The organism is Paenibacillus sp. FSL H8-0317 (assembly GCF_045040685.1).
Classification (GTDB): Bacteria; Bacillota; Bacilli; order Paenibacillales; family Paenibacillaceae; genus Paenibacillus.
This window is the reverse complement of sequence record NZ_CP150294.1, coordinates 5,706,253-5,728,116: the sequence shown is the minus strand read 5'-3', so window position 1 is coordinate 5,728,116 and position 21,864 is coordinate 5,706,253. Positions and strand designations below refer to the sequence as shown.

The window sequence follows — 21,864 nt, the reverse complement described above, 5'->3', positions numbered from 1 at the left end:
TGCAACGGAAACATTCAAATACAAAATCTAGCCAGGTCGGCTAGTTACTCACTCGTTGCTCAGTTTTGAGAGCTCAAACTCTCAAACAGCTTGCTTTTGCATGGAGCTTGTTCTTTGAAAACTAGATATCGAAACGAAACAAACGCGAATTAGAACATTCCTTTTTAGCTGAACTTGTGTTAAACAAGTTTAAATAAAAACGGTAGATTGCACGTACGATGGTATCGGGTGAGAGCGACTTTTGGCTTTGCACAAGCAAAACAAGGGAAGCGAGCAGTCGAAACCGGAGCACGAGGTTAAGCTACTAAGAGCACACGGAGGATGCCTAGGCGCTAGGAGCCGATGAAGGACGTGGCGAACAACGAAACTGCCTCGGGGAGCTGTAAGCAAGCTTTGATCCGGGGGTGTCCGAATGGGGAAACCCAGCTGGGGTAATTTCCAGTTACTCACAACTGAATACATAGGTTGTGTAGAGGCATACCAGGGGAACTGAAACATCTAAGTACCCTGAGGAAGAGAAAACAATAGTGATTCCGTCAGTAGCGGCGAGCGAACGCGGAGAAGCCCAAACCAGAGAGCTTGCTCTTTGGGGTTGTGGGACGTCTCACATGGAGTTACAAAGGAACCGGTTAAGCGAAGAGGTCTGGAAAGGCCCGCCAAAGAAGGTAAAAGCCCTGTAGTTGAAAGTTGGTTCCCTCCGAGACGGATCCCGAGTAGTGCGGGGCACGTGAAACCCCGTATGAATCCGGCAGGACCATCTGCCAAGGCTAAATACTTCCTAGCGACCGATAGTGAAGCAGTACCGTGAGGGAAAGGTGAAAAGCACCCCGGAAGGGGAGTGAAATAGAACCTGAAACCGTGTGCTTACAAAAAGTCAGAGCCCGTTTTAGGGGTGATGGCGTGCCTTTTGTAGAATGAACCGGCGAGTTACGTTCCCGTGCAAGGTTAAGGTGAAGAGCCGGAGCCGCAGCGAAAGCGAGTCTGAATAGGGCGACATAGTACGTGGACGTAGACCCGAAACCGGGTGATCTACCCCTGTCCAGGGTGAAGGTGCGGTAACACGCACTGGAGGCCCGAACCCACGCATGTTGAAAAATGCGGGGATGAGGTGGGGGTAGCGGAGAAATTCCAATCGAACTCGGAGATAGCTGGTTCTCCCCGAAATAGCTTTAGGGCTAGCCTCGGAAAACAGAGTCGTGGAGGTAGAGCACTGATTGGGTGCGGGGCCCGCAAGGGTTACCAAGCTCAGTCAAACTCCGAATGCCATAGACTTACTTCCGGGAGTCAGACAGTGAGTGCTAAGATCCATTGTCAAAAGGGAAACAGCCCAGACCATCAGCTAAGGTCCCCAAGTGTGTGTTAAGTGGGAAAGGATGTGGAGTTGCACAGACAACCAGGATGTTGGCTTAGAAGCAGCCACCATTGAAAGAGTGCGTAATAGCTCACTGGTCGAGTGACTCTGCGCCGAAAATGTAACGGGGCTAAACACACCACCGAAGCTATGGCTTGATGCTTTGCATCAGGGGTAGGGGAGCGTTGTATAAGGGTTGAAGGTGTACCGTAAGGAGCGCTGGACATTATACAAGTGAGAATGCCGGTATGAGTAACGAAAAGATCAGTGAGAATCTGATCCGCCGAAAGCCTAAGGGTTCCTGAGGAAGGCTCGTCCGCTCAGGGTAAGTCGGGACCTAAGGCGAGGCCGAAAGGCGTAGTCGAAGGACAACAGGTCGAAATTCCTGTACCACCGTAAGCCGTTATGAGCAATGGGGGGACGCAGTAGGGTAGTGACGCGGACTGATGGATGTCCGTCTAAGCAGTGAGGCTGATGTGTAGGCAAATCCGCACATTGTAAGGCTGAGCTGTGATGGGGAGCGAAAATTGTAGTAGCGAAGGTCATGATCTCACACTGCCAAGAAAAGCCTCTAGCCAGGTGATGGTGCCCGTACCGCAAACCGACACAGGTAGGCGAGAAGAGTATTCTAAGGCGCGCGGAAGAACTCTCGTTAAGGAACTCGGCAAAATGACCCCGTAACTTCGGGAGAAGGGGTGCCCCGGTAGTGTGAATAGCACGAGGGGGCCGCAGTGAAAAGGCCCAAGCGACTGTTTAGCAAAAACACAGGTCTGTGCGAAGCCGTAAGGCGAAGTATACGGGCTGACGCCTGCCCGGTGCTGGAAGGTTAAGGGGAGTGGTTAGGGAGCAATCCCGAAGCTGTGAACCGAAGCCCCAGTAAACGGCGGCCGTAACTATAACGGTCCTAAGGTAGCGAAATTCCTTGTCAGGTAAATTCTGACCCGCACGAATGGCGTAACGACTTGGGCGCTGTCTCAACGAGAGATCCGGTGAAATTTTAATACCTGTGAAGATGCAGGTTACCCGCGACAAGACGGAAAGACCCCATGGAGCTTTACTGCAGCTTGATATTGAATTTGGGTACGATCTGTACAGGATAGGTGGGAGCCTTTGAAGCATGAGCGCCAGCTTGTGTGGAGGCAACGTTGGGATACCACCCTGATCGTATCTAGGTTCTAACCTGGTACCGTAATCCGGTGCGGGGACAGTGTCAGGTGGGCAGTTTGACTGGGGCGGTCGCCTCCTAAAGAGTAACGGAGGCGCCCAAAGGTTCCCTCAGAATGGTTGGAAATCATTCGAAGAGTGCAAAGGCATAAGGGAGCTTGACTGCGAGACCTACAAGTCGAGCAGGGACGAAAGTCGGGCTTAGTGATCCGGTGGTACCGCATGGAAGGGCCATCGCTCAACGGATAAAAGCTACCCTGGGGATAACAGGCTTATCTCCCCCAAGAGTCCACATCGACGGGGAGGTTTGGCACCTCGATGTCGGCTCATCGCATCCTGGGGCTGAAGTAGGTCCCAAGGGTTGGGCTGTTCGCCCATTAAAGCGGTACGCGAGCTGGGTTCAGAACGTCGTGAGACAGTTCGGTCCCTATCTGTCGTGGGCGTAGGAAATTTGAGAGGAGCTGTCCTTAGTACGAGAGGACCGGGATGGACGTACCGCTGGTGTACCAGTTGTTCCGCCAGGAGCACCGCTGGGTAGCTATGTACGGACGGGATAAACGCTGAAAGCATCTAAGCGTGAAGCCCCCCTCAAGATGAGATTTCCCAGTATGTAAGACCCCTTGAAGACGACGAGGTAGATAGGCTGGGGGTGGAAGTGCAGCAATGCATGGAGCTGACCAGTACTAATCGGTCGAGGGCTTATCCAATAGCAAGTGATAATTCGCATGTTTCGTTTCGAATCTAGTTTTCAGAGAACGATCTCTGAATGTAAGCTAAGCTATGCGTTTGGTGGCGATGGCGGAGGGGTTCCACACGTACCCATCCCGAACACGACCGTTAAGCCCTCTAGCGCCGATGGTACTTGGACCGCAGGGTCCTGGGAGAGTAGGACGCCGCCAAGCGAACTCTTTCATCATACATAGAAAACAGGCTCTGCATGTTGATGTTGTACGATGAATTGCATTTGCAGTGCAAATGCATATTATTCCCTGATAGCTCAGTTGGTAGAGCACTCGACTGTTAATCGAGTTGTCACAGGTTCGAGCCCTGTTCGGGGAGCCAGTAAGGCCCGTTGGTCAAGGGGTTAAGACACCTCCCTTTCACGGAGGTAACAGGGGTTCGAATCCCCTACGGGTCATAGCTATATTTATAGCTTTAACAAGGGATGAGAATCCCAAAGGTTCGTCGGAGGATATACCTCGTTAGCAACTGCTTCGCAGTCTCGAACGAAGTGAGAGTATCCCCTACGGGTCATATTATGGAGGCTTAGCTCAGCTGGGAGAGCATCTGCCTTACAAGCAGAGGGTCGGGGGTTCGATCCCCTCAGCCTCCACCATATAAACTTTATAACGACGCGGGGTGGAGCAGCCCGGTAGCTCGTCGGGCTCATAACCCGAAGGCCGCAGGTTCAAATCCTGCCCCCGCAATTATACTTTCCTTTGAGAAAGTGATCTGGAACCGTGGTGTAGTTGGCCTAACATGCCTGCCTGTCACGCAGGAGATCGCGGGTTCGAATCCCGTCGGTTCCGCCATTTTTATATTAATAATACCGTATGCGGAAGTGGCTCAGCGGTAGAGCATCGCCTTGCCAAGGCGAGGGTCGCGGGTTCGATTCCCGTCTTCCGCTCCAATATTTGCGCCCTTAGCTCAGCTGGATAGAGCGTTTGACTACGAATCAAAAGGCCGGGAGTTCGAATCTCTCAGGGCGCGCCATTATAACTTCAAATTTGCCGGCGTGGCGGAATGGCAGACGCGCTCGACTCAAAATCGAGTGGGAAACCGTGGAGGTTCGAGTCCTCTCGCCGGTATATATAACGGGATGTAGCTCAGCTTGGTAGAGCACCTGGTTTGGGACCAGGGGGTCGCATGTTCAAATCGTGTCATCCCGATCTCTAAAAACATTATCTATAATTAGATAGTGTTTTTTTTATTTATCTATATATAAGATTCTATAAATGCAGGTTCCGGTATTCACTATGACAAATTCTCTAAGCTATCACATGCGTGATCCTTCTTCAGACGACAAGTTAGTTGTGCATAAAGCCTCGTTCTTTAGGTCACAATAGGTTTAAAAAGTGATAGAAGGGGTTCATGTGAACACGTTTAACTTCAGAAAACAATTCAAGAGACGCTGGCGACGGTGGAAACGAACAGTATGGATGACGGCGGCTTTACTTGCAGTTACGATATTGGCTTACAGTGGGTTGTCTATCTCATCGGCCATAGAGCGTTTATTGACAACTAATTTTAGTGAGGCAACCAGTGTGATGGGCCCTGTTACGCAGGAAACAAGATCAGAACAGGAGATTCAGGCGTTAGTAGAGCAACTTGATTCTGATCCGGATCATTTAACGAGTGTGGTTTTGGAGATACAGTACATCTGCGGAGTGGAGACAGAGCAGTTAGGCAAGATGGCTAGACCGCAGTTGAAAATGCTACTAGCTCAACATCCGGAATGGGATGCTACCGTTGGAACATCAGATGAGTTGCATTTGAAGCAACGTGTAGATGACCTTTCACCGCTATGTAAACAACAGGCTTATATCAGCATTGATGCTGTAGGGAACCTTAATTTGTACGAGGGCAAACCTGCAGAAGAGAAGGTTATTCGTACGTTCTTTCAGTTGGATGTTGGGACGTTGGAGAGTTCTTTGCCTGATGGGGTGCTGGAGCAACTTCAGCAGGGTATTCGGATTCAGGATAAGGATGAGTATGATAGCGTAATCTCCACCTTCAGTGACTATGCCGTGGATGAAGATCACCATTTAATCCGCAATGGCGGGTAATCCAAACGCCCTCACCTACAGTATTAAGATTGTGAATTACTGAAACGATGGTGGCAATAGCAATAACATTCGTGGTTTACGTAACCAAGCGATAGAATCCAAAATACGTGGAATGTGGTGAAGGACATCGAAGAGATGTCCTTTTTGTCGTTTGAACTGAAATACATGAAAATACGCATAAACATGTAAAAAATCCGCGAATAAAGACGAGTAGTCAGTTAGACAAAGTTTTTCCTGCCGCAGGGTCTATCTTTTGTTATAATGAAATGAACGATACATATGTTCGCTTTTGTGAGGGAGAGATGGTTTTGCGTTTTTTGGGAATTGACCCGGGGATTGCGATTGTTGGTTTTGGTTTTGTGGATAAAATCGGCAGTAAGGTGGTACCCGTACAATATGGATGTATTCAGACGGAAGCTCATACCCCTGAAGAGGAACGATTGCTTCACGTATATGAAGGTATGGTGCAATTGATTGATAAATACAAACCGGACGCAGTAGCGCTGGAGAAACTTTTTTTCAATCGGAACGTTACAACAGCGATGTCTGTGAGTCAGGCTAGAGGAGTTATGGTACTCGCTGCCGCACAGAAGGGTCTGCCTATTGCAGAGTATACGCCAATGCAGATCAAGCAGGCTGTTGTGGGGTACGGTAAAGCAGAGAAGAAGCAAGTACAGGAAATGGTCAAAATGTTCTTGCGTCTTCAGGTCGTTCCTAAGCCGGATGACGTAGCGGATGCATTGGCTGTAGCCGTGTGCCACGCACACTCTTATACATTAAATTCCAAGTTGAATGAGGTATTGCGAAAATGATTGATTTTCTAAGAGGACAGTTCATTCATGTAGAGAATGATTATATTGTGCTGGATGTTCATGGTGTAGGTTATCGCGTATTCTGTCCAAATCCATTTGCGTTTGCGAAGCAAGAAGGTGAAATTACCGTGTACACTCACCATCATGTGCGTGAGGATGCGATGTTGCTGTTTGGATTTGTTACACGGGATGAGCAACGTTTGTTCCGTAAACTGATTGAAGTATCCGGTATCGGTCCAAAAGTAGCTCTGGGCATACTCGCTGGAGGTACACCAGAACATGTGGTTACGGCGATTTATCAGGAGAATCTTACGTTCTTGACCAAATTGCCAGGCATCGGCAAGAAGACTGCTCAACGCATGATTCTGGATCTTAAGGATAAGCTGGATAGTTTTGGCGCGGCAGCGTACGCAACAGGTTTGTTCGCTCCTCCATCGGAAGAGTCGGGAAGTGGTTCAGCCTGGGATGAGGCACGTGAAGGTCTCAAGGCACTTGGGTATACTGACAGTGAGCTTGATAAAGTGTGGCTCAAATTGAAAAAGGATGTTACTACAGCAGATTCCGTTGATGTGTTGATGAAAAAGGCGCTGCAAATGCTGTTTACGGGATAATACAAATTGCATATTATAATATAGCTGTAGCCTGCAAAAAAAGGTAGGGATGAACATGGATGACCGAATTATTTCCGCGAACCTGATGATGGAGGACCAAAATGTTGAGTTGAGTCTTCGTCCCCGGTATCTGAATGAGTATATCGGGCAGAATCAGGTGAAGGAAAATTTAAAGATATATATTGAAGCTGCCAAATTTCGTAATGAGGCATTGGATCACGTTTTGTTATATGGACCACCTGGACTTGGTAAAACAACACTTGCCAATATTATTGCCAACGAATTGGGTGTTAATTTACGAACCACGTCAGGCCCGGCTATTGAACGCCCGGGTGATCTTGCAGCATTGTTAACCAATCTGCAGGAAGGTGATGTCTTGTTTATTGATGAGATTCATCGTTTGCATCGTACGGTTGAAGAAGTCATGTACCCGGCTATGGAGGATTCGGCATTGGATATTATGATTGGTAAAGGTCCAAGTGCACGTTCCGTTCGGCTGGATCTGCCATCATTCACTCTAATTGGGGCTACAACGCGTGCTGGCTTGCTGTCTGCTCCACTTCGAGACCGATTTGGTGTTATCAGTCGATTGGAATTCTACACGGTTGATGAGCTGGCTTATATCGTCTCACGCTCTACCGAAATTTTGGGTGTGGAGATTGTGGGAGATGCTGCGCAAGAGATTGCATTGCGCTCACGTGGGACACCGAGGATCGCCAACCGTTTGTTAAAACGAGTACGCGACTTTGCACAGGTGCGTGGTGACGGGATTATTACGCAGACACTGGCGGAAGAAGCACTGCAACGTCTCCAGATTGATCCGCGTGGCCTGGATGAGATTGATCACAAAATGCTCAAATCGATGATCAACAGCTTCCGGGGAGGCCCGGTAGGGCTGGATACCATTGCTGCTACGATTGGTGAAGAAAGTCAGACGATAGAGGATGTCTATGAACCGTATCTGCTTCAGATTGGTATGATTCAGCGTACACCAAGGGGCAGGATCGTAACAGATCTCGCCTATCATCATTTGGGTCTACCTGTTCCACCAAGAGACGGTAAATAGTCGAATCTGTTGAACATTCATCATAAACATTGAAATAATCACTTGTTAACCCGATATAAAGTGGAAGAAATGCATGGAGAGGAGTCTGATTGTGGGAAAAGCAATACGAACGAAGAAGTGGAGTCGTCGATTGAAGGTACTGGCGGCAGCTCTTTTGACAGTGGGTTGTTTGCAAGTGCCTGCGTATGCAGCAGCAAATGATGGACAGACAATCCGGGTAGCCATGTTTGCAAATCTGGGTAGTACGTATAAATCAACTACACCACTCATCACGCTTGAATCGACAGGACAATGGAGCATCCAATCGGAGAGCGGCGCATATGTAAACCTTCCGGCAGGACAGGTCCGTTTCAGTGCAGATGGATTCCGAGTAAAGGTGTTGGAAACAGCGGACTTTAAGGCAGCATCTGCAGCAGCAAAATTGTTGCAGGCAACCGCAGATAAACCGTTGCTGTTCACAACGTCTGTGAATGGAAATGCCATTTACCAGCTCTACACAGGCAACTATGCAACGGAGGCACTGGCAGGACAAGCTGTTACACGAGTACAAAAGGTAGCAGCAGCTCAATTGGCTGGTCAAAAGCCAACTGTAACGGGAAGTAAACGCCTGTCTGCTGGAACCTATGGTTCGATTCAGGAAGCAGAGGCAGCACAAGCCAACCTTTTATCAGCGGGGGTTAGTAGTGTCTATCCAGTCCTTCAACTGAGTGGAGGAAGCCAAGCCTATGCGGTATGGGTGGGTGAAGCTTCAACGGATGCGGAATTAACCGCATTGAAGAACAGTGTGGAAGCCAAAGCTCCAGGGGTAAGCCTTTCACCTGTCAACAATAGTGCAGGGCTCATCATCCGTCAGGATGCGGGATTAAGTACGGATGCACTGAAAACAGCTCCGCATTACACCATCGCAGGTACTGAATCCAAAGCATTGGTACAAGGGAATGGCAATGGCATCAAAGTAGTGGAACGTTCCCAGCGAACGTATCGTGGAGATATGGAAATCAGCATCGTAAGTGGTGATCTGGCGTTGGTCAATGTCGTTCCACTGGAGCAATACTTGTACTCTGTCGTAGGGGCAGAGGTGTATTCCTCCTGGCCTGCTGAGGCACTGAAAGTACAAGCTGTAGCTGCTCGATCCTACGCGCTTCAACAGGGTGATCGTTTCAAAATTGCCAATGTCGTGGATACAACGCTCAGCCAAGCCTATAACGGGATTGGTTCGGAGAACGATAAAGTAACCAGCGCAGTGGATGCAACTAATGGAGAAGTGGTCAAGAGCGGTGGTAAAATCATCGAAGCTGTGTTCTCCTCCAATGCGGGTGGCCAGACGGCTCATCCTTCTGAGGTATGGAACGGTGGAGCAGGTGTTTTCACCAATGTAGTTAGCTCGGGGGATACATCAGCCCAGGCAGGATTACATACGTGGTACCATGTGCTGCTCAGTTCAGGCGTTAGCGGGTACATTCGTGAGGACAACATCAAAGAATTAACGACCAAGACCAATGCGGGACTGGCAAAAGTGACGGTAACGGCTCAGAATACCAATGTGCGTTCCGTTCCGTTAATTCAATCCACCGTGGAACCTGTAGCCAAAATGAATCCAGGCAACGAAGCTGTTGTGTTGGCAAAAGTGGCTCAATCCAACGATTATGCCTGGGTGAGAGGACCTTTCACGTCTGCCCAGTTGGTTAAATCCCTTCAGGGCAAAACAACAGCATCTGTTCCTGCTTCAATCTCAACCTTGGAAGTAACCAAGCGTGGACCTTCGGGAAGAGCAATTGAAGTCACTGCCAATGGACAGGCTATGACGGTGAAATATGCCGATACATACCGCTCTGCGCTCGGTGGATTACCGAGTACTTTATTTGATATTGCAGGGACCGGAAGTTATACTGTATTAGGCGCTGACGGCAAAACAGCCAGTAAAACCGGCTCAAATGGTGCCTCTGTATTGTCTTCTTCTGGCGCAGGAACATCATCCGGTAATGCACTTGTAGTTATGAGTGGTGATGGTCAAGCGAGATCGGTAACGCAGGGTCAGACCTTCATGTTCATCGGTCAGGGCAATGGCCACGGATTGGGCTTGTCCCAATGGGGAGCCAAAGGCATGGCAGATGAAGGGTATGATTACCAGGCAATATTGAAACACTATTATCAAAATGCGACTATTGTTAAGGAATGAAACTAAATGAATGTGAACTTATATGATTTTGAACTACCAGAGCAGTTGATAGCACAGACGCCGTTGCTTGATCGCGCGGCATCCCGTTTGCTTACCTTGAACAAAGATAGCGGTGAGATTAATCATCAAACGTTTCCTGATATCATCGATTTTCTGAATCCCGGCGATACATTGATTCTGAATGATACACGTGTTCTACCAGCCCGTCTATTCGGTACAAAAGAAGATACCGGAGCAAAAGCGGAAGTGTTATTGCTCAAAAATGTGGAAGGTGACAAGTGGGAAGCACTGGTTAAGCCGGGTAAAAAGCTGAAAGCCGGTTCAGTCATCGTATTTGGTGAGGAACTCAAGGCAATCATTGAAGAAGAGGGCGAGATGGGGGCACGTACACTTACGTTTATGTATGATGGAATCTTCCAGGAGATTCTGGATCGTCTGGGTGAGATGCCGTTGCCACCTTATATCAAGGAAACATTGGATGACCGCGAACGGTATCAGACCGTGTATGCCAAGCATGAAGGATCGGCGGCTGCACCTACAGCAGGATTACATTTTACGGATGAGTTGTTGGATCAGATTCGTGCGAAAGGTGTTAATGTGGCCTTCATTACGCTTCATGTAGGACTGGGAACATTCAGACCGATGTCGGTTGACGTTGTTGAAGATCATGTCATGCATGAGGAGTATTACTCTTTGTCACAAGAAACGGCAGATCTGATTAACCAGACCAAAGAGAATGGACACCGTGTTTTTGCGGTTGGGACAACGAGCTGCCGGACTTTGGAAACGGTAGGCAGCAAATTTGAAAATGGCATACTGCAAGCGAGCAGCGGATGGACCAGCATTTTTATCTATCCGGGCTATTCCTTCAAAGTGATCGATGGGATGCTTACAAATTTTCATCTCCCGAAATCCACGTTGGTTATGTTGGTTAGCGCACTAGCAGGCAGGGAACATATTATGCAGGCATATGAGGAAGCCATCCAAGAGAAATACCGGTTCTTCAGCTTCGGCGATGCCATGTTGATATATTAGTATAACGGTATAACGATTAACTTTTAGAGGATGATTAAAACCAATGGCAGCAATTACGTATGAACATATCAAAACTTGCAAACAATCCGGTGCACGTCTGGGACGTGTACATACACCTCACGGTGTTATTGAGACACCAACCTTTATGCCTGTAGGTACACAGGCGACTGTCAAAACAATGAGCCCTGAAGAGTTGAAAGAAATGGATGCTCAGATTATTTTGAGTAATACCTATCATCTGTTTCTGAGACCAGGACATGAAATCATCCGTGAAGCTGGCGGACTGCACAAATTCATGAACTGGGACCGTCCTATTCTGACGGACAGCGGCGGATTCCAAGTGTTTTCTCTCAGCGAGATGCGCAAAATTACGGAAGAAGGCGTTAACTTCCGTTCTCATCTGAATGGAGACAAGAAGTTCCTTTCTCCTGAAGTGGCGATGGAAATCCAGAATGCACTTGGCTCCGATATTATGATGGCTTTTGATGAATGCCCACCGTATCCGGCTGAATATGAATATGTAAAAAAATCACTCGAAAGAACAAGCCGCTGGGCAGAACGTTGTCTCGAAAGTCACGCTCGTCCGCATGACCAAGGTCTGTTTGCCATCGTACAGGGAGGCATGCATGAAGATCTTCGCCGTCAGAGCGCTGCAGATTTGACTTCCATGGATTTCCCGGGGTATGCTATTGGTGGACTGAGTGTTGGAGAACCGAAACATTTGATGTATGGTGTATTGGATTATACGTTACCTTTGTTGCCGTCCAATAAACCACGTTATTTGATGGGGGTAGGTTCGCCCGATGCGTTGATTGAGGGATCTATTCGTGGAGTGGACATGTTCGATTGTGTTCTGCCTACTCGGATTGCCCGTAACGGAACAACGATGACCAGCCAAGGACGTCTGGTAATTCGTAATGCCAAGTTTGCAACCGATTTTGGACCATTAGATCCTGAATGTGATTGCTACACTTGTCGCAACTATTCCAGAGCTTATCTGCGTCATTTGATCAAAGCAGATGAAACATTTGGCCTGCGTTTGACAACGATCCATAATCTTCATTTCTTGCAGAATTTGATGCGTAATGTACGTAAAGCCATTATGGAAGATCGTTTGCTTGATTTCCGGGATGAATTTTTCGATCAATATGGTCTTCATGACAATGACAAAGGTTTCTGATTGAGGTTTAAGGGAACTGGCGTAACAAGTAATATCTGTATGTATAGTCGATAAGGGGGAGTTTTGAATGTTTCAGGGAATGACTCTAGCAGGAGCACAAGCGGGCGGCGGAATTGTATCTTTGATCGTACCTTTGGTACTCATGGTTGCAATTTTCTACTTCTTGATGATTCGTCCACAGAACAAAAAGCAAAAGCAACGGAATTCCATGCTGAGCCAATTGAAAAAAGGCGATAAAATTGTAACGATTGGTGGCCTTCACGGTACGATCGCTGAGATTACGGACGATGTGGTTGTATTGCGTGTAAACGATGTAACTAAGCTTACGTTTGACCGTAATGCAATCAGCACGGCTGTAGCTCGTGACACGGCTGTTGAATAGTTACTGTAACATAGAATAACGAGGGTGCGTTTGTGGCGCATTCCCTAGTAGAGAACCGGACCTCCTTGGAGACCCGGTTCTCTTTTTTGATTTATGAGGGAAGGTCGATGTTCTTTACCAGTCAGCTAGGAGCGATGCGTATTAACACCGAACATGCCACCGAGAGCTGAAATGAAGAATGCGCTAAGCAGTTGTAAACTATCCTTCCAATTAAACGAAGCATCCAGCGCGAGAAATCCGATCAATAGCACAAGGAGTCCATATACAATTCCGGTAATGCCTCCGTAGTACCATCCTTTTTCACCAGAACGTTTGCCTGCCACAAAACCACCAACCAATAATGACAAGCCATGAACAACATAGGTATAGAGTGAGAGGTCCTGTTCCCGCATTCCGCTCATCCAGAGAAACAAAGAGAGTATTAATGCCCCGATAAACATCCATACAAAAGCCTGACAGAGGCCTGACAGAATCGGATTGGACACTCGAAACGAAACCAAGCGGCGGATCAATTGCATGAAGCAACCCCCTTGTACAAGTTATAAGTTAATACAGTGTATGGTCAAGCCTTTGGACTTATGAACTGAATTTCCATTAAATGAACGGATTATTTCTGCATGAGCATATAAGGTTCAGGTCAAAATAGGGATTGCACTACAGCTAACTGTAAAAAACTCAGTTTCGAAGGAGGACCCCTGTTGTGAACTTCCCAGATGTCGGATCACATATCTTTCGAACCATTCTCATGTACTTCCTTGTGTATTGTGCTATCCGGGTTATGGGCAAACGCGAGATAGGTAAGTTATCCATGTTTGATCTGGTCGTCTCAATTATGCTCGCTGAGATGGCTGCCTTTGTGATTGAAGATATAGATAAACCATTGTCTCATGGCATTGCACCTATGTTGACGGTTATCATCGTGCAAATCGGAATGGCCTTTGTCGGTTTGAAGAGTCGGAGACTCCGTTTGATGATTGATGGCAAACCTACCGTATTGATCTCCAAAGGAGTTCTTCATCGGGATGAGATGCGCAAACAGCGATATAACCTGGATGATCTGTTATTACAGCTCCGAGAACAAAATGTAGATAGTATTGGTGAGGTTGATTTCGCAATATTGGAGACCACAGGTAAGCTGACCGTTTTTCCTAAAGATCAAAATGCTTCTAATGGCAGCAGTAACAGTTCTACTGATTCTGACTCAGAAGGGTCTTCTTCCAGCAAATCCAAAACAGGAAAAAACCAAATCGATGGATTTCCAAATATCAAATATGAAGGTCTGCCGTTGCCTCTGATAATGGATGGTAAAGTCCAGGATCAGAATCTGGAGCTCATCCAGAAAACGAGATTTTGGCTAAAAAATCAGATCCAGCATAATGGCATTTTGGATTTCAAAGATGTATTTATATGCTCCATCGATCACAATGGCAAAGTGTATGTAAGTCCAAAAGATGATAAAAAATGAATGAATATCATTTGCCTGAACGACGTTTGAACCATGAACCAATAAAAGGAGCACGGGACAGATCATGAAAGTCAATCATTTTCGTCCAGCCCATGACGATGAAATAAACGATAAGCCCTACAAAAGGAGCAAGAAGCATCCTGACCCAAAAAGGCAGTATCATGACCGTCTCTTCGTATACCAGCAGGGTCGCTGCTCCCATGATAAACATTCCGGCAACCGTCTTGACCCAATCCATGATCTTAAAGCGGAATTGTAGCAGTTTACGTACGCTTTGGGCATGTAGTAGGGTAACCACAGTAGAATTTACACAGATAGCAATAACCGCACCGAAGATGCCATACTCGGGCCGGGAAGCGAGTGTTAAAATTAAGGTGATTTTGATAACCGCACCGATAAACGTATTCAGCAGTGCTTTACCTGGACGGTCAAGAGCTTGTAACGCAGCTTGAAGAGGAGCTTGAATATAAATGAACAACGCAAAAGGAGCCATTAGCTTCAGCATGCTTCCGATCGATGCATCATTATACAGAACAAGACACATCGGTTCGGCAAGCACATACATAAACACGGAAAACGGAGCACCTGTCACAAGTGCCAAGCGTAAGGCCTGATGCATTCTTTTGTGAATCAGAGCGCGATCTCCCTGAGCAGAAGCTTCGGACAGTGAAGGCACAAGTGATGTCGCGAGCGATGAGGTTAGTGCCCCCGGCAGCAGCAGCAAAGGAATAATCATACCTTGTAATGCACCATATTGTGCTGTAGCAAGTCCCTTGGATATGCCTGCCAGAGCCAGACTCTGGGCAGTAACAATAGTTTCGGCAAGATAGGATAAGGAGCCAACCAATCGGCCTGCTGTAACAGGAATAGAGATTGCAAGCAAACGCCGGATTAATCCGGGCTGTGGAGTACCCGTTTCTTTCAGAACTGAAGGTATTGGGTTTAAAGGTTTGGTTGTGAGATTGGGCATGTTCTGATGTTTGGCGAGCGGTAACTCTTTCTTCTGCCTGTTATACTTCCACAAGAGTACAAGCATACCGCCGAATTCTCCAACGAGTGCGCCCAGCATGGCACCAGCAGCAGCTTGGGCAATACCGTGGGGGAGGAGAAGCCAGGCAAACCAAATGACACAGACGATACGAATGATGGTTTCAACAATGGATGAAATGGCAGTAGGCATCATGTTTTGCTTACCTTGGAAATACCCTCTGTAGACAGCAGATACGGCGATAATAGCAATCATGGGGCTCATACTAACGAACGTATGGTACACCCGCTCATCTGTGAGCACGTACTTGGTAACCCAGGGTGCAAACAGGATGCACAAAAACATGAATACAACACCCAGAGTCAACGTAAAGCTTAAGCTTACTTGCAGGATTCGCTGAGGGGAATAACGATTGGCACCGGTATCAGCTTCGGCTACGAGCTTGGCTACGGCGAGCGGAATGCCACCCGTAATTAATGTCACCAGTACAATAAAAAAGGGATAGCTCAATTGGTAGATGCCAACACCTTCTGCACCAATGACTCGTGGCAGCGCAATGCGCGGAATGAAACCAAGTATTCGATTAATTATGCCTGCCGCGAGCAGGATCATGGCCCCCTGGATAAATGTCTGTTTCTTCAAGACTACCCCTCTTTCCCGGTTGAAAGTACAGGCTATCAACATAAACGGGACAAAGCCGTTGTTCTTCATCCTATGCCAGTCCTTTATCTTCTCATGACAACTTGGACACGATTAACAAAAAGAACCATAATCAGCAAGAAGGAATATGATCAGGCGAAGTCGAATCATGTAATATTGATGCCGCATAAAGGCTTGGATGTACGAAGGGAGGCTCCCCGTTGGAAGAAATGAATGATGTGGAGTTGGAACAGTCAATAGAGATGCTCTGCCGTAGCAAAGCGGAGGAATTAAGGCTTGTCGGTTACGAATATGTCACCAGCAAAGATGTCTGGAATTGCGTCAGTCATAAATATGAAAAACAGGGCATTCCACCGCTTCACCAGCTGGTGAACGACATTTTGTCACTGAAAGCAACAAGCTTTATGAACTTTATGACCGTGTCTGCATACCGGGGGTCCTCTTTCTAGACGAAAGGGATCTTTTTTGTTGAAAATTGACTGCTTTTTACGGCATCGCTATAATAGGAATATTGAGAACGAAAGGGGATCTAGGAACGGCATGAAAAGAATTATCAGTTTCATTCTGGTCGTGCTTGTCACCACAGGGGTAATGGTGGGAACAAGCCCGGAACTGCTCAAAAATATACGCTTGGGCCTTGATTTAAAGGGAGGCTACGAGATCTTATATGAAGCAGAGCCGCTCGAAGCAGGTCAACAAGTCACCAAAGCATCTTTGGTGCAAACGGCCAAAAGCCTTGAAAGCCGCGCCAATGCGCTCGGAACAAGCGAACCGGAGGTAACCACTGAAGGAAGCAACCGGATTCGATTGAAGTTGGCAGGGGTTACGGATGAGGCTGAAGTTAGAGCCAAAATGAAAGAACCGGCTGTTCTGACCTTCCGTAGTAAAGCTGAGAACGACAAGGAAGGCGAATACACCAAAATTGAGCTTCGCGGAAATGAATTTGTTGAGAATGCAGCCAAAGTTGTGTTCACTCAATTGAATGAGCCTATGATTGACATTCAAGTGAAAGACAAAGCTAAGTTTTCCGAGATCACCAAACGTTTGATCGGACAACCTCTCGCCATTTATTTGGACGATGAGCTGCTCTCTGCTCCAACCGTTAGACAACAGTTGACAGATGGTTCCGCTCAGATTTCGGGTGCTTACACACGTGACGAAGCAAACCAGCTTCGTGACACCATTAACCTGGGTGCATTGCCACTGAAACTTACAGAGAAGTATTCACAAAGTGTTGGTGCAACACTTGGTAAGCTTTCTCTGGATCAGACCATTAAAGCGGGATTGATTGGTTCCGTTATTATTCTAGTGTTCATGATTGGGCTTTATCGCATTCCTGGTATTATCGCGAGTTTTGCCTTGATTACACATACGTGGCTGGTACTTGCAATCTTCTATATGGGAGAATTCGTGCTTACCCTTCCAGGTATTGCGGCGTTTATCCTGGGTATAGGGATGGCGGTGGATGCCAATATCATCACGTACGAACGGATTAAGGAAGAGATGCGCAGTGGTAAGTCGATCTTGTCATCGGTTAAAGCGGGTGGTAAACATTCCTTCCGTACAATCATTGACTCCAATGTCACAACCATTATTGCAGCCGCTGTTATGTTCTTCCTAGGTACAGGTGCGGTTAAAGGGTTTGCACTCGTGCTGATTTTTGATATTGTCACCAGCATTATCACGAATATTTTCTTCTCCCGCTTCCTGTTGACCCTGCTCGTACGGGCTAACGTGTTGAAGAAGCCTAAGTACTTCGGAGTGAAGGAGAGTGAAATTCGTGCGCTTTAATTGGAATTTTGATTATATTAAAGGAAGTAAAATTGCCTATACATTCTCGATCATTTTGACTGTAGTAGGGATTATCAGTTTGCTCTCACTTGGATTGAACTACGCCGTTGATTTCCGTTCAGGATCAAATGTGGATATCACCGTATCCAAAGCCATCACAGCGGAGCAAATCAATCCAATCGTGAATGAACTGGGTGTTGACACAAAGGAAGTCCAGATCACGACTGGATCTGATCGGGTTAATGTTCGATTCTCGAACGTACTGGATGAAAACCAAGAAAGCAAATTCAAGCAAGAATTTAGCAAACTGGATGAGACGGCTTCCTATGAAGTGAATACCGTTGATCCAGAGATGGCCAAAGAGCTTGAGCGTAATGCGATCTATGCGGTACTGATTGCTAGTATCGGAATCATGATCTATGTTGCGATTCGATTCGAATGGCGATTCGCTTTGGCAGCGGTTGTTTCCATATTCCATGATGCTTTCGTAGTTATAAGTGTATTTTCTATATTCCGTCTTGAAGTGAATCTGACCTTTATTACGGCTGTACTAACCATTGTCGGATTCTCGATCAACGATACCATCGTTATCTTTGACCGGATTCGGGAGAATCTGCGTTTCGCCAAAAAATCAACGAAAGCTGATCTACGTGAAGTGGTCAACCGGAGTTTAGCCCAAACGATGACGCGCTCGCTGAATACAACATTTACTGTATTTATTGCTTCACTCTGTTTGTTTATTTTTGGCGGAGAGTCTATTCGTATGTTCTCTCTGGCGATGGTGATCGGAACATTCTTTGGTGCCTATTCTTCAATCTATATCGCCGCTCCATTATGGTTCACGCTCAAAGGTAAACAAGTGGATAAGCCAAAAACAGTAGCTAAAGAATCTAACTAAACATCGTATTGTGAAGCCGCGTCTGCCAGGCGCGGTTTTGCAACTTTATGTACAGAATTAAGGGGGAATATTCATGACCAGAGAACATATCCCATCTGCTCAAGCTGCCACATGGAGCGGTATTGCTGGTAATATGGGACTTGCGGTGATCAAGGCTGGGGTCGGTTACATGGCAAATAGCAAATCGTTGCTCGCAGACGGCTTGTATTCTGCTTCTGAAGCTGGTTCTGCCCTGGCTGGTCTCTTTCCCTCCAAGTCTGTACGCCATAAGAGCAAGGCACGCAGGGAACGCTTTAAAGAACACTCACGTGTTGCTAGACCGGGAATTTCAGTATTGTTATCTGTGCTGATCCTTATGGGCGGCTTACAGCTTGCCATCTCCGCATTGGGGAGTCTCTCCGGAAGTGAACCGGAAGCACCCGGCAAGTCGGTACTTTTGGTGGCTGTTGCAGCTCTGGCTGTGAAAGAAGCGATTTTTCAATTTCAGTACAGATATTTCCGTAAACGAAACCAGTCTCAGGCGCTGGCCTATGCACAGCAACATCGCCGTGCACTCTATTGTTCGCTCACCGTGTTAATCGGCATTATAGGATCGATGGCTGGTGAAGAGACGGGTTTGAGCATGCTGCTCTACCTGGACCCCACGGCTGCGTTGATTGCTTCCTGTTTTGTGCTTCACAAGGGTTACCGAATGATTGTGGACACAGTCTATGGTTCACTCGTTCAGGAGCTGGAGCAGGAAGAAGCGTCAGATTTCAAAGAGACCGTACAGCGGGTATATGGCATCATTACCATTGAGCATTTGGTTGCACGTGAACAGGAACATGACGTTACGATTGAGCTGGTCATTAGTGTGAATCCGAGAATCTCAATACTGGAAGCACAGGAGATTGCTAATCGGGCCAAGACTCTACTGCTAACCCGTTTCAGTCATGTGAAAGAAGTACAGATTCAAGCGATACCTTATGATCCAGGCTATCCTTATAAATCCAATCATGAACTGCCCGATCACGAAGCGACATTAATTCAGTAGTGAAGCGCGGGTCCAGTAGATCAGGAAAGGAGCGTTATCATTGCTTTATTCGCAATACCGGTGGAATACACCGAATATCGATCTGGAGGCGGCTGCGGGACTCTCGCAGGCGCTTTCCGTTTCACCCCTTGTTGGACGTTTGCTTGTGAGTCGAGGAGTGCACAATGAGAAGGAGGCCGAACGTTTTTTGCATCCTGATCTGAATCAGATGCATGATCCGTATCTGCTACTCGGCATGAATGAAGCTGTCCCTCGAATTAAACTGGCTTTGGAGCGGGAAGAACATATTTTAATCTATGGGGACTATGACGCTGACGGCGTATCCAGTACATCGCTGATGATCCACCTGATGCGTCATCTTGGGGCCTCGTATGATATATATATCCCTCATCGCTCGAATGAAGGGTATGGATTGCACAACCATGCGTTGGATTGGGCCCATCAACAGGGCGTTTCATTGATTATTACCGTGGATACCGGAATCAGTGCTGTTGAACAGATTGCCTATGCGGCAACGCTGGGCATCGAGGTCATTGTGACAGACCACCACGAACCACCTGAAATTTTACCGGAAGCTTATACACTTATTAATCCGAAACTTCCGGGATGTCCGTATCCTTTTAAAGGTTTGGCAGGTGCGGGGGTAGCCTTAAAGCTGGCTCAGGCATTGATCGGGGAAGTGCCCGGTGAATGGATGGAGATTGCCGCTATCGGTACGGTTGCCGATCTGATGCCTTTGGAAGGTGAAAATCGGGTTATCGTCAGTTATGGAATAGAATCCATGCGTGGCTCGCGTCTTCCAGGTGTAAGTGCGTTGCTGGAAATCAGTGGTGTGGATCAGAGTCAGGTGACCTCGATTAATATTGCCTTCGCCATGGCACCACGTATTAATGCTAGTGGACGTTTGGACCATGCGGGACGGGCGGTGTCGCTGCTCACAACCGAGAATCTGGATGAAGCTCATACGCTAGCCGGTCAGCTTGATCTATTGAATCGGGAACGGCAGCAAGTCGTAGAGGGCATATTACAAGAAGCAACGGCACAGTTGGAACAAAAGATACAGCTTCGTTCTGGATCCGTTCCAGATGTAATCGTATTGGCTGGTGAAGGCTGGAATGTCGGAGTGGTTGGTATTGTGGCTTCCAAATTGCTGGACCGCTATTACCGACCTACACTTATTCTTGGGATTGATCCAGAGAGTGGAGTCTGCAAAGGCTCTGCGCGCTCCATTGAGGGCTTGGATATCTATGAGGCACTCACAGTCAACAAACACACCATGGATCATTACGGAGGACATCCGGCTGCTGCAGGGATGACCCTGCATCGGGATCAACTGGAAGAACTTGAGGTGGGGTTGAATGAGTTTGCTGCAACCGTGTTGACCGAAGAGGACTTTGTACCTCAACGTCTTGCGGATGATGAATGCAGAATTAGTGATGTTCCGCTGAAAGTGATCCAGGAGATCGACAGATTGCAGCCTTTCGGGATGAGCAATCCTTCGCCACGGTTTGTATTGAGAAGTGTGACTGTGAAGGAAACCAGAACAATGGGACGAGAGAAACGCCATCTGAAACTGGTTCTGGAGCAGGATGGTCTGCAACTGGAAACCGTCGCTTTTGGCAAGGGAGCGTTAGCAGAGTTTCTTCTCCCGGGTTCCGTTATTGATGTGATGGGGGAACTGTCCATCAATGAATGGAATGGGATGAGAAAACCTCAATTGATGCTTCAGGACATTCATGTTCCTCAGGTCCAAGTGTTTGATTTACGCGGTAATGCCGAGCCACTAAATGCAATGAAGCATTTCTTGAGCTCACTTGAGGTGCATCTGCGATATAAATCAGGTTCTGTTGGTGCTATTGTTCGGAAAGAAACAGATGTTTCCGAGGGAAATTCATTGTATGAACCTTGCCTTTGGGTATATGATAGAAAGGTCGGGTTATTTCCGTGTAATGCTGCTGCACAGCATTATGGACAGGAACAAGTCCGGACGTTATTTGTGTTTGATACGCCGGAAACCCCGGAACAACTTGATGCCATGCTGGCTTTGTTCAGTGGAGCTGAGAATATCATCCTTCTGCACGGATCAGGCAACCGCCGAGATCGCCTTCAGATGCCTTCCAGAGAACTCTTTAAGCGTATTTATATGCAGGTGTTGAAATGGAAAGCTGAACCCGTGGAGGAACAAGAGATTACTCCTGTGCTCAGTCGTCAGTGTGGTTGTTCGCCGCGCATGATTACGATGATGTTGGATGTATTCGAAGAGTTATCCTTCATTACCCGTGATAACGGCAAAATTGCGTTTGTGGATAACCCGCCTAAGCGTGAACTAACCGCTTCACGTCACTATCAGGCGCTCGAAAATATGGCTGAGATAGAACAGGTGATGCTGGATGCAGCCACACCGCAACTGACACAATGGATGATATCCCGGATGAAGGGCGTATCTTAGATGGAAGTTTGTGT

At 47.3% G+C, this 21,864-nt stretch carries 16 protein-coding genes, 9 tRNA genes and 2 rRNA genes; 25 read left to right on the top strand and 2 right to left on the bottom strand.

Annotated features, from left to right (window positions below; translation table 11 throughout):
• Positions 1-294: 294 nt before the first annotated feature.
• From MHB43_RS25675 to yajC, 19 genes are all read left to right on the top strand, one after another.
• A 23S ribosomal RNA gene (locus MHB43_RS25675) occupies positions 295-3,222 on the top strand.
• 78 nt (positions 3,223-3,300) lie between these two features.
• Positions 3,301-3,417, top strand: a 5S ribosomal RNA gene (rrf, locus tag MHB43_RS25670).
• 84 nt (positions 3,418-3,501) lie between these two features.
• Positions 3,502-3,577, top strand: a tRNA-Asn gene (locus MHB43_RS25665).
• Between the two features lie 4 nt (positions 3,578-3,581).
• Positions 3,582-3,653 (top strand) — tRNA-Glu (locus MHB43_RS25660).
• 122 nt (positions 3,654-3,775) lie between these two features.
• Positions 3,776-3,851: transfer RNA gene (locus tag MHB43_RS25655), tRNA-Val, on the top strand.
• Between the two features lie 17 nt (positions 3,852-3,868).
• Positions 3,869-3,942 (top strand) — tRNA-Met (locus MHB43_RS25650).
• Between the two features lie 27 nt (positions 3,943-3,969).
• A tRNA-Asp gene (locus tag MHB43_RS25645) sits at positions 3,970-4,047 on the top strand.
• 23 nt (positions 4,048-4,070) lie between these two features.
• Positions 4,071-4,145 (top strand) — tRNA-Gly (locus tag MHB43_RS25640).
• Positions 4,146-4,151: 6 nt separating this feature from the next.
• Positions 4,152-4,228, top strand: a tRNA-Arg gene (locus MHB43_RS25635).
• A 16-nt stretch (positions 4,229-4,244) separates the two neighbouring features.
• A tRNA-Leu gene (locus MHB43_RS25630) sits at positions 4,245-4,323 on the top strand.
• A gap of 7 nt (positions 4,324-4,330) precedes the next feature.
• Positions 4,331-4,404: transfer RNA gene (locus tag MHB43_RS25625), tRNA-Pro, on the top strand.
• A 204-nt stretch (positions 4,405-4,608) separates the two neighbouring features.
• Entirely contained in the window at positions 4,609-5,301 is a 693-nt protein-coding gene (locus MHB43_RS25620; RefSeq protein WP_221824769.1) for a BofC C-terminal domain-containing protein, read from the top strand.
• Between the two features lie 308 nt (positions 5,302-5,609).
• A complete protein-coding gene (gene ruvC / locus MHB43_RS25615; protein ID WP_017686765.1) occupies positions 5,610-6,113 on the top strand; it encodes a crossover junction endodeoxyribonuclease RuvC in 504 nt (167 codons plus the stop codon).
• Positions 6,110-6,724: a Holliday junction branch migration protein RuvA gene (gene ruvA, locus MHB43_RS25610; protein WP_036616866.1), complete on the top strand. Its 615-nt coding sequence runs from the start codon at positions 6,110-6,112 to the stop codon at positions 6,722-6,724. Before ruvC ends, ruvA begins: the two co-directional genes overlap by 4 nt.
• 55 nt (positions 6,725-6,779) lie before the next feature.
• The gene (gene ruvB / locus MHB43_RS25605) at positions 6,780-7,790 is read left to right on the top strand and encodes a Holliday junction branch migration DNA helicase RuvB (protein ID WP_221824768.1); all 1,011 of its coding nucleotides are present in this window, start codon (positions 6,780-6,782) and stop codon (positions 7,788-7,790) included.
• 91 nt (positions 7,791-7,881) lie between these two features.
• Complete coding sequence (locus tag MHB43_RS25600; RefSeq protein WP_405130705.1) at positions 7,882-9,969, top strand: SpoIID/LytB domain-containing protein; 2,088 nt, start codon at positions 7,882-7,884, stop codon at positions 9,967-9,969.
• Positions 9,970-9,975: 6 nt separating this feature from the next.
• The gene (gene queA, locus MHB43_RS25595) at positions 9,976-11,004 is read left to right on the top strand and encodes a tRNA preQ1(34) S-adenosylmethionine ribosyltransferase-isomerase QueA (protein ID WP_405130704.1); all 1,029 of its coding nucleotides are present in this window, start codon (positions 9,976-9,978) and stop codon (positions 11,002-11,004) included.
• Between the two features lie 43 nt (positions 11,005-11,047).
• Positions 11,048-12,184, top strand: a complete 1,137-nt coding sequence (gene tgt / locus MHB43_RS25590; protein WP_076212514.1) for a tRNA guanosine(34) transglycosylase Tgt — start codon at positions 11,048-11,050, stop codon at positions 12,182-12,184.
• Between the two features lie 67 nt (positions 12,185-12,251).
• Positions 12,252-12,566, top strand: coding sequence for a preprotein translocase subunit YajC (gene yajC / locus MHB43_RS25585; protein WP_145324035.1), 315 nt, complete (start codon positions 12,252-12,254; stop codon positions 12,564-12,566).
• 125 nt (positions 12,567-12,691) lie between these two features.
• On the opposite strand, the gene MHB43_RS25580 is transcribed toward yajC, so the two are convergent.
• Positions 12,692-13,084, bottom strand: coding sequence for a TIGR04086 family membrane protein (locus MHB43_RS25580; RefSeq protein WP_017686772.1), 393 nt, complete (start codon positions 13,082-13,084; stop codon positions 12,692-12,694).
• A gap of 227 nt (positions 13,085-13,311) precedes the next feature.
• On the opposite strand from MHB43_RS25580, the gene MHB43_RS25575 reads away from it, so the two are divergent.
• Complete coding sequence (locus tag MHB43_RS25575; RefSeq protein WP_221824799.1) at positions 13,312-14,031, top strand: DUF421 domain-containing protein; 720 nt, start codon at positions 13,312-13,314, stop codon at positions 14,029-14,031.
• 7 nt (positions 14,032-14,038) lie between these two features.
• Here the strand turns inward: MHB43_RS25575 and spoVB are convergent, their stop codons facing one another.
• On the bottom strand, positions 14,039-15,661 hold the full coding sequence (spoVB, locus tag MHB43_RS25570) for a stage V sporulation protein B (protein ID WP_405130703.1): 1,623 nt from the start codon (positions 15,659-15,661) through the stop codon (positions 14,039-14,041).
• Between the two features lie 227 nt (positions 15,662-15,888).
• Between spoVB and MHB43_RS25565 the strand changes: the two genes are divergently transcribed.
• From MHB43_RS25565 to recJ, 5 genes are all read left to right on the top strand, one after another.
• Positions 15,889-16,128 (top strand): post-transcriptional regulator, encoded by a 240-nt coding sequence (locus MHB43_RS25565; RefSeq protein WP_036617497.1) that lies wholly within the window; start codon positions 15,889-15,891, stop codon positions 16,126-16,128.
• A 91-nt stretch (positions 16,129-16,219) separates the two neighbouring features.
• Positions 16,220-17,470 carry a protein translocase subunit SecD gene (gene secD, locus MHB43_RS25560; RefSeq protein WP_405130702.1) on the top strand — a complete coding sequence of 417 codons (1,251 nt, stop codon included), beginning with the start codon at positions 16,220-16,222 and terminating at the stop codon, positions 17,468-17,470.
• Positions 17,460-18,368 carry a protein translocase subunit SecF gene (gene secF, locus MHB43_RS25555; protein WP_221824764.1) on the top strand — a complete coding sequence of 303 codons (909 nt, stop codon included), beginning with the start codon at positions 17,460-17,462 and terminating at the stop codon, positions 18,366-18,368. Before secD ends, secF begins: the two co-directional genes overlap by 11 nt.
• Positions 18,369-18,441: 73 nt before the next feature.
• The gene (locus MHB43_RS25550; RefSeq protein ID WP_145150218.1) at positions 18,442-19,401 is read left to right on the top strand and encodes a cation diffusion facilitator family transporter; all 960 of its coding nucleotides are present in this window, start codon (positions 18,442-18,444) and stop codon (positions 19,399-19,401) included.
• Between the two features lie 40 nt (positions 19,402-19,441).
• On the top strand, positions 19,442-21,850 hold the full coding sequence (gene recJ / locus MHB43_RS25545) for a single-stranded-DNA-specific exonuclease RecJ (RefSeq protein ID WP_221824763.1): 2,409 nt from the start codon (positions 19,442-19,444) through the stop codon (positions 21,848-21,850).
• Positions 21,851-21,864: the final 14 nt, after the last annotated feature.

Bases quoted from the DNA above. Each gene is read 5' to 3' on its own strand.
- ruvA (WP_036616866.1), top strand. From the start codon at position 6,110: ATGATTGATTTTCTAAGAGGACAGTTCATTCATGTAGAGAATGATTAT.
- ruvB (WP_221824768.1), top strand. From the start codon at position 6,780: ATGGATGACCGAATTATTTCCGCGAACCTGATGATGGAGGACCAAAAT.
- queA (WP_405130704.1), top strand. From the start codon at position 9,976: ATGAATGTGAACTTATATGATTTTGAACTACCAGAGCAGTTGATAGCA.
- tgt (WP_076212514.1), top strand. From the start codon at position 11,048: ATGGCAGCAATTACGTATGAACATATCAAAACTTGCAAACAATCCGGT.
- yajC (WP_145324035.1), top strand. From the start codon at position 12,252: ATGTTTCAGGGAATGACTCTAGCAGGAGCACAAGCGGGCGGCGGAATT.
- MHB43_RS25580 (WP_017686772.1), bottom strand. From the start codon at position 13,084: ATGCAATTGATCCGCCGCTTGGTTTCGTTTCGAGTGTCCAATCCGATT.
- MHB43_RS25575 (WP_221824799.1), top strand. From the start codon at position 13,312: ATGTACTTCCTTGTGTATTGTGCTATCCGGGTTATGGGCAAACGCGAG.
- MHB43_RS25565 (WP_036617497.1), top strand. From the start codon at position 15,889: ATGAATGATGTGGAGTTGGAACAGTCAATAGAGATGCTCTGCCGTAGC.
- secD (WP_405130702.1), top strand. From the start codon at position 16,220: ATGAAAAGAATTATCAGTTTCATTCTGGTCGTGCTTGTCACCACAGGG.
- MHB43_RS25550 (WP_145150218.1), top strand. From the start codon at position 18,442: ATGACCAGAGAACATATCCCATCTGCTCAAGCTGCCACATGGAGCGGT.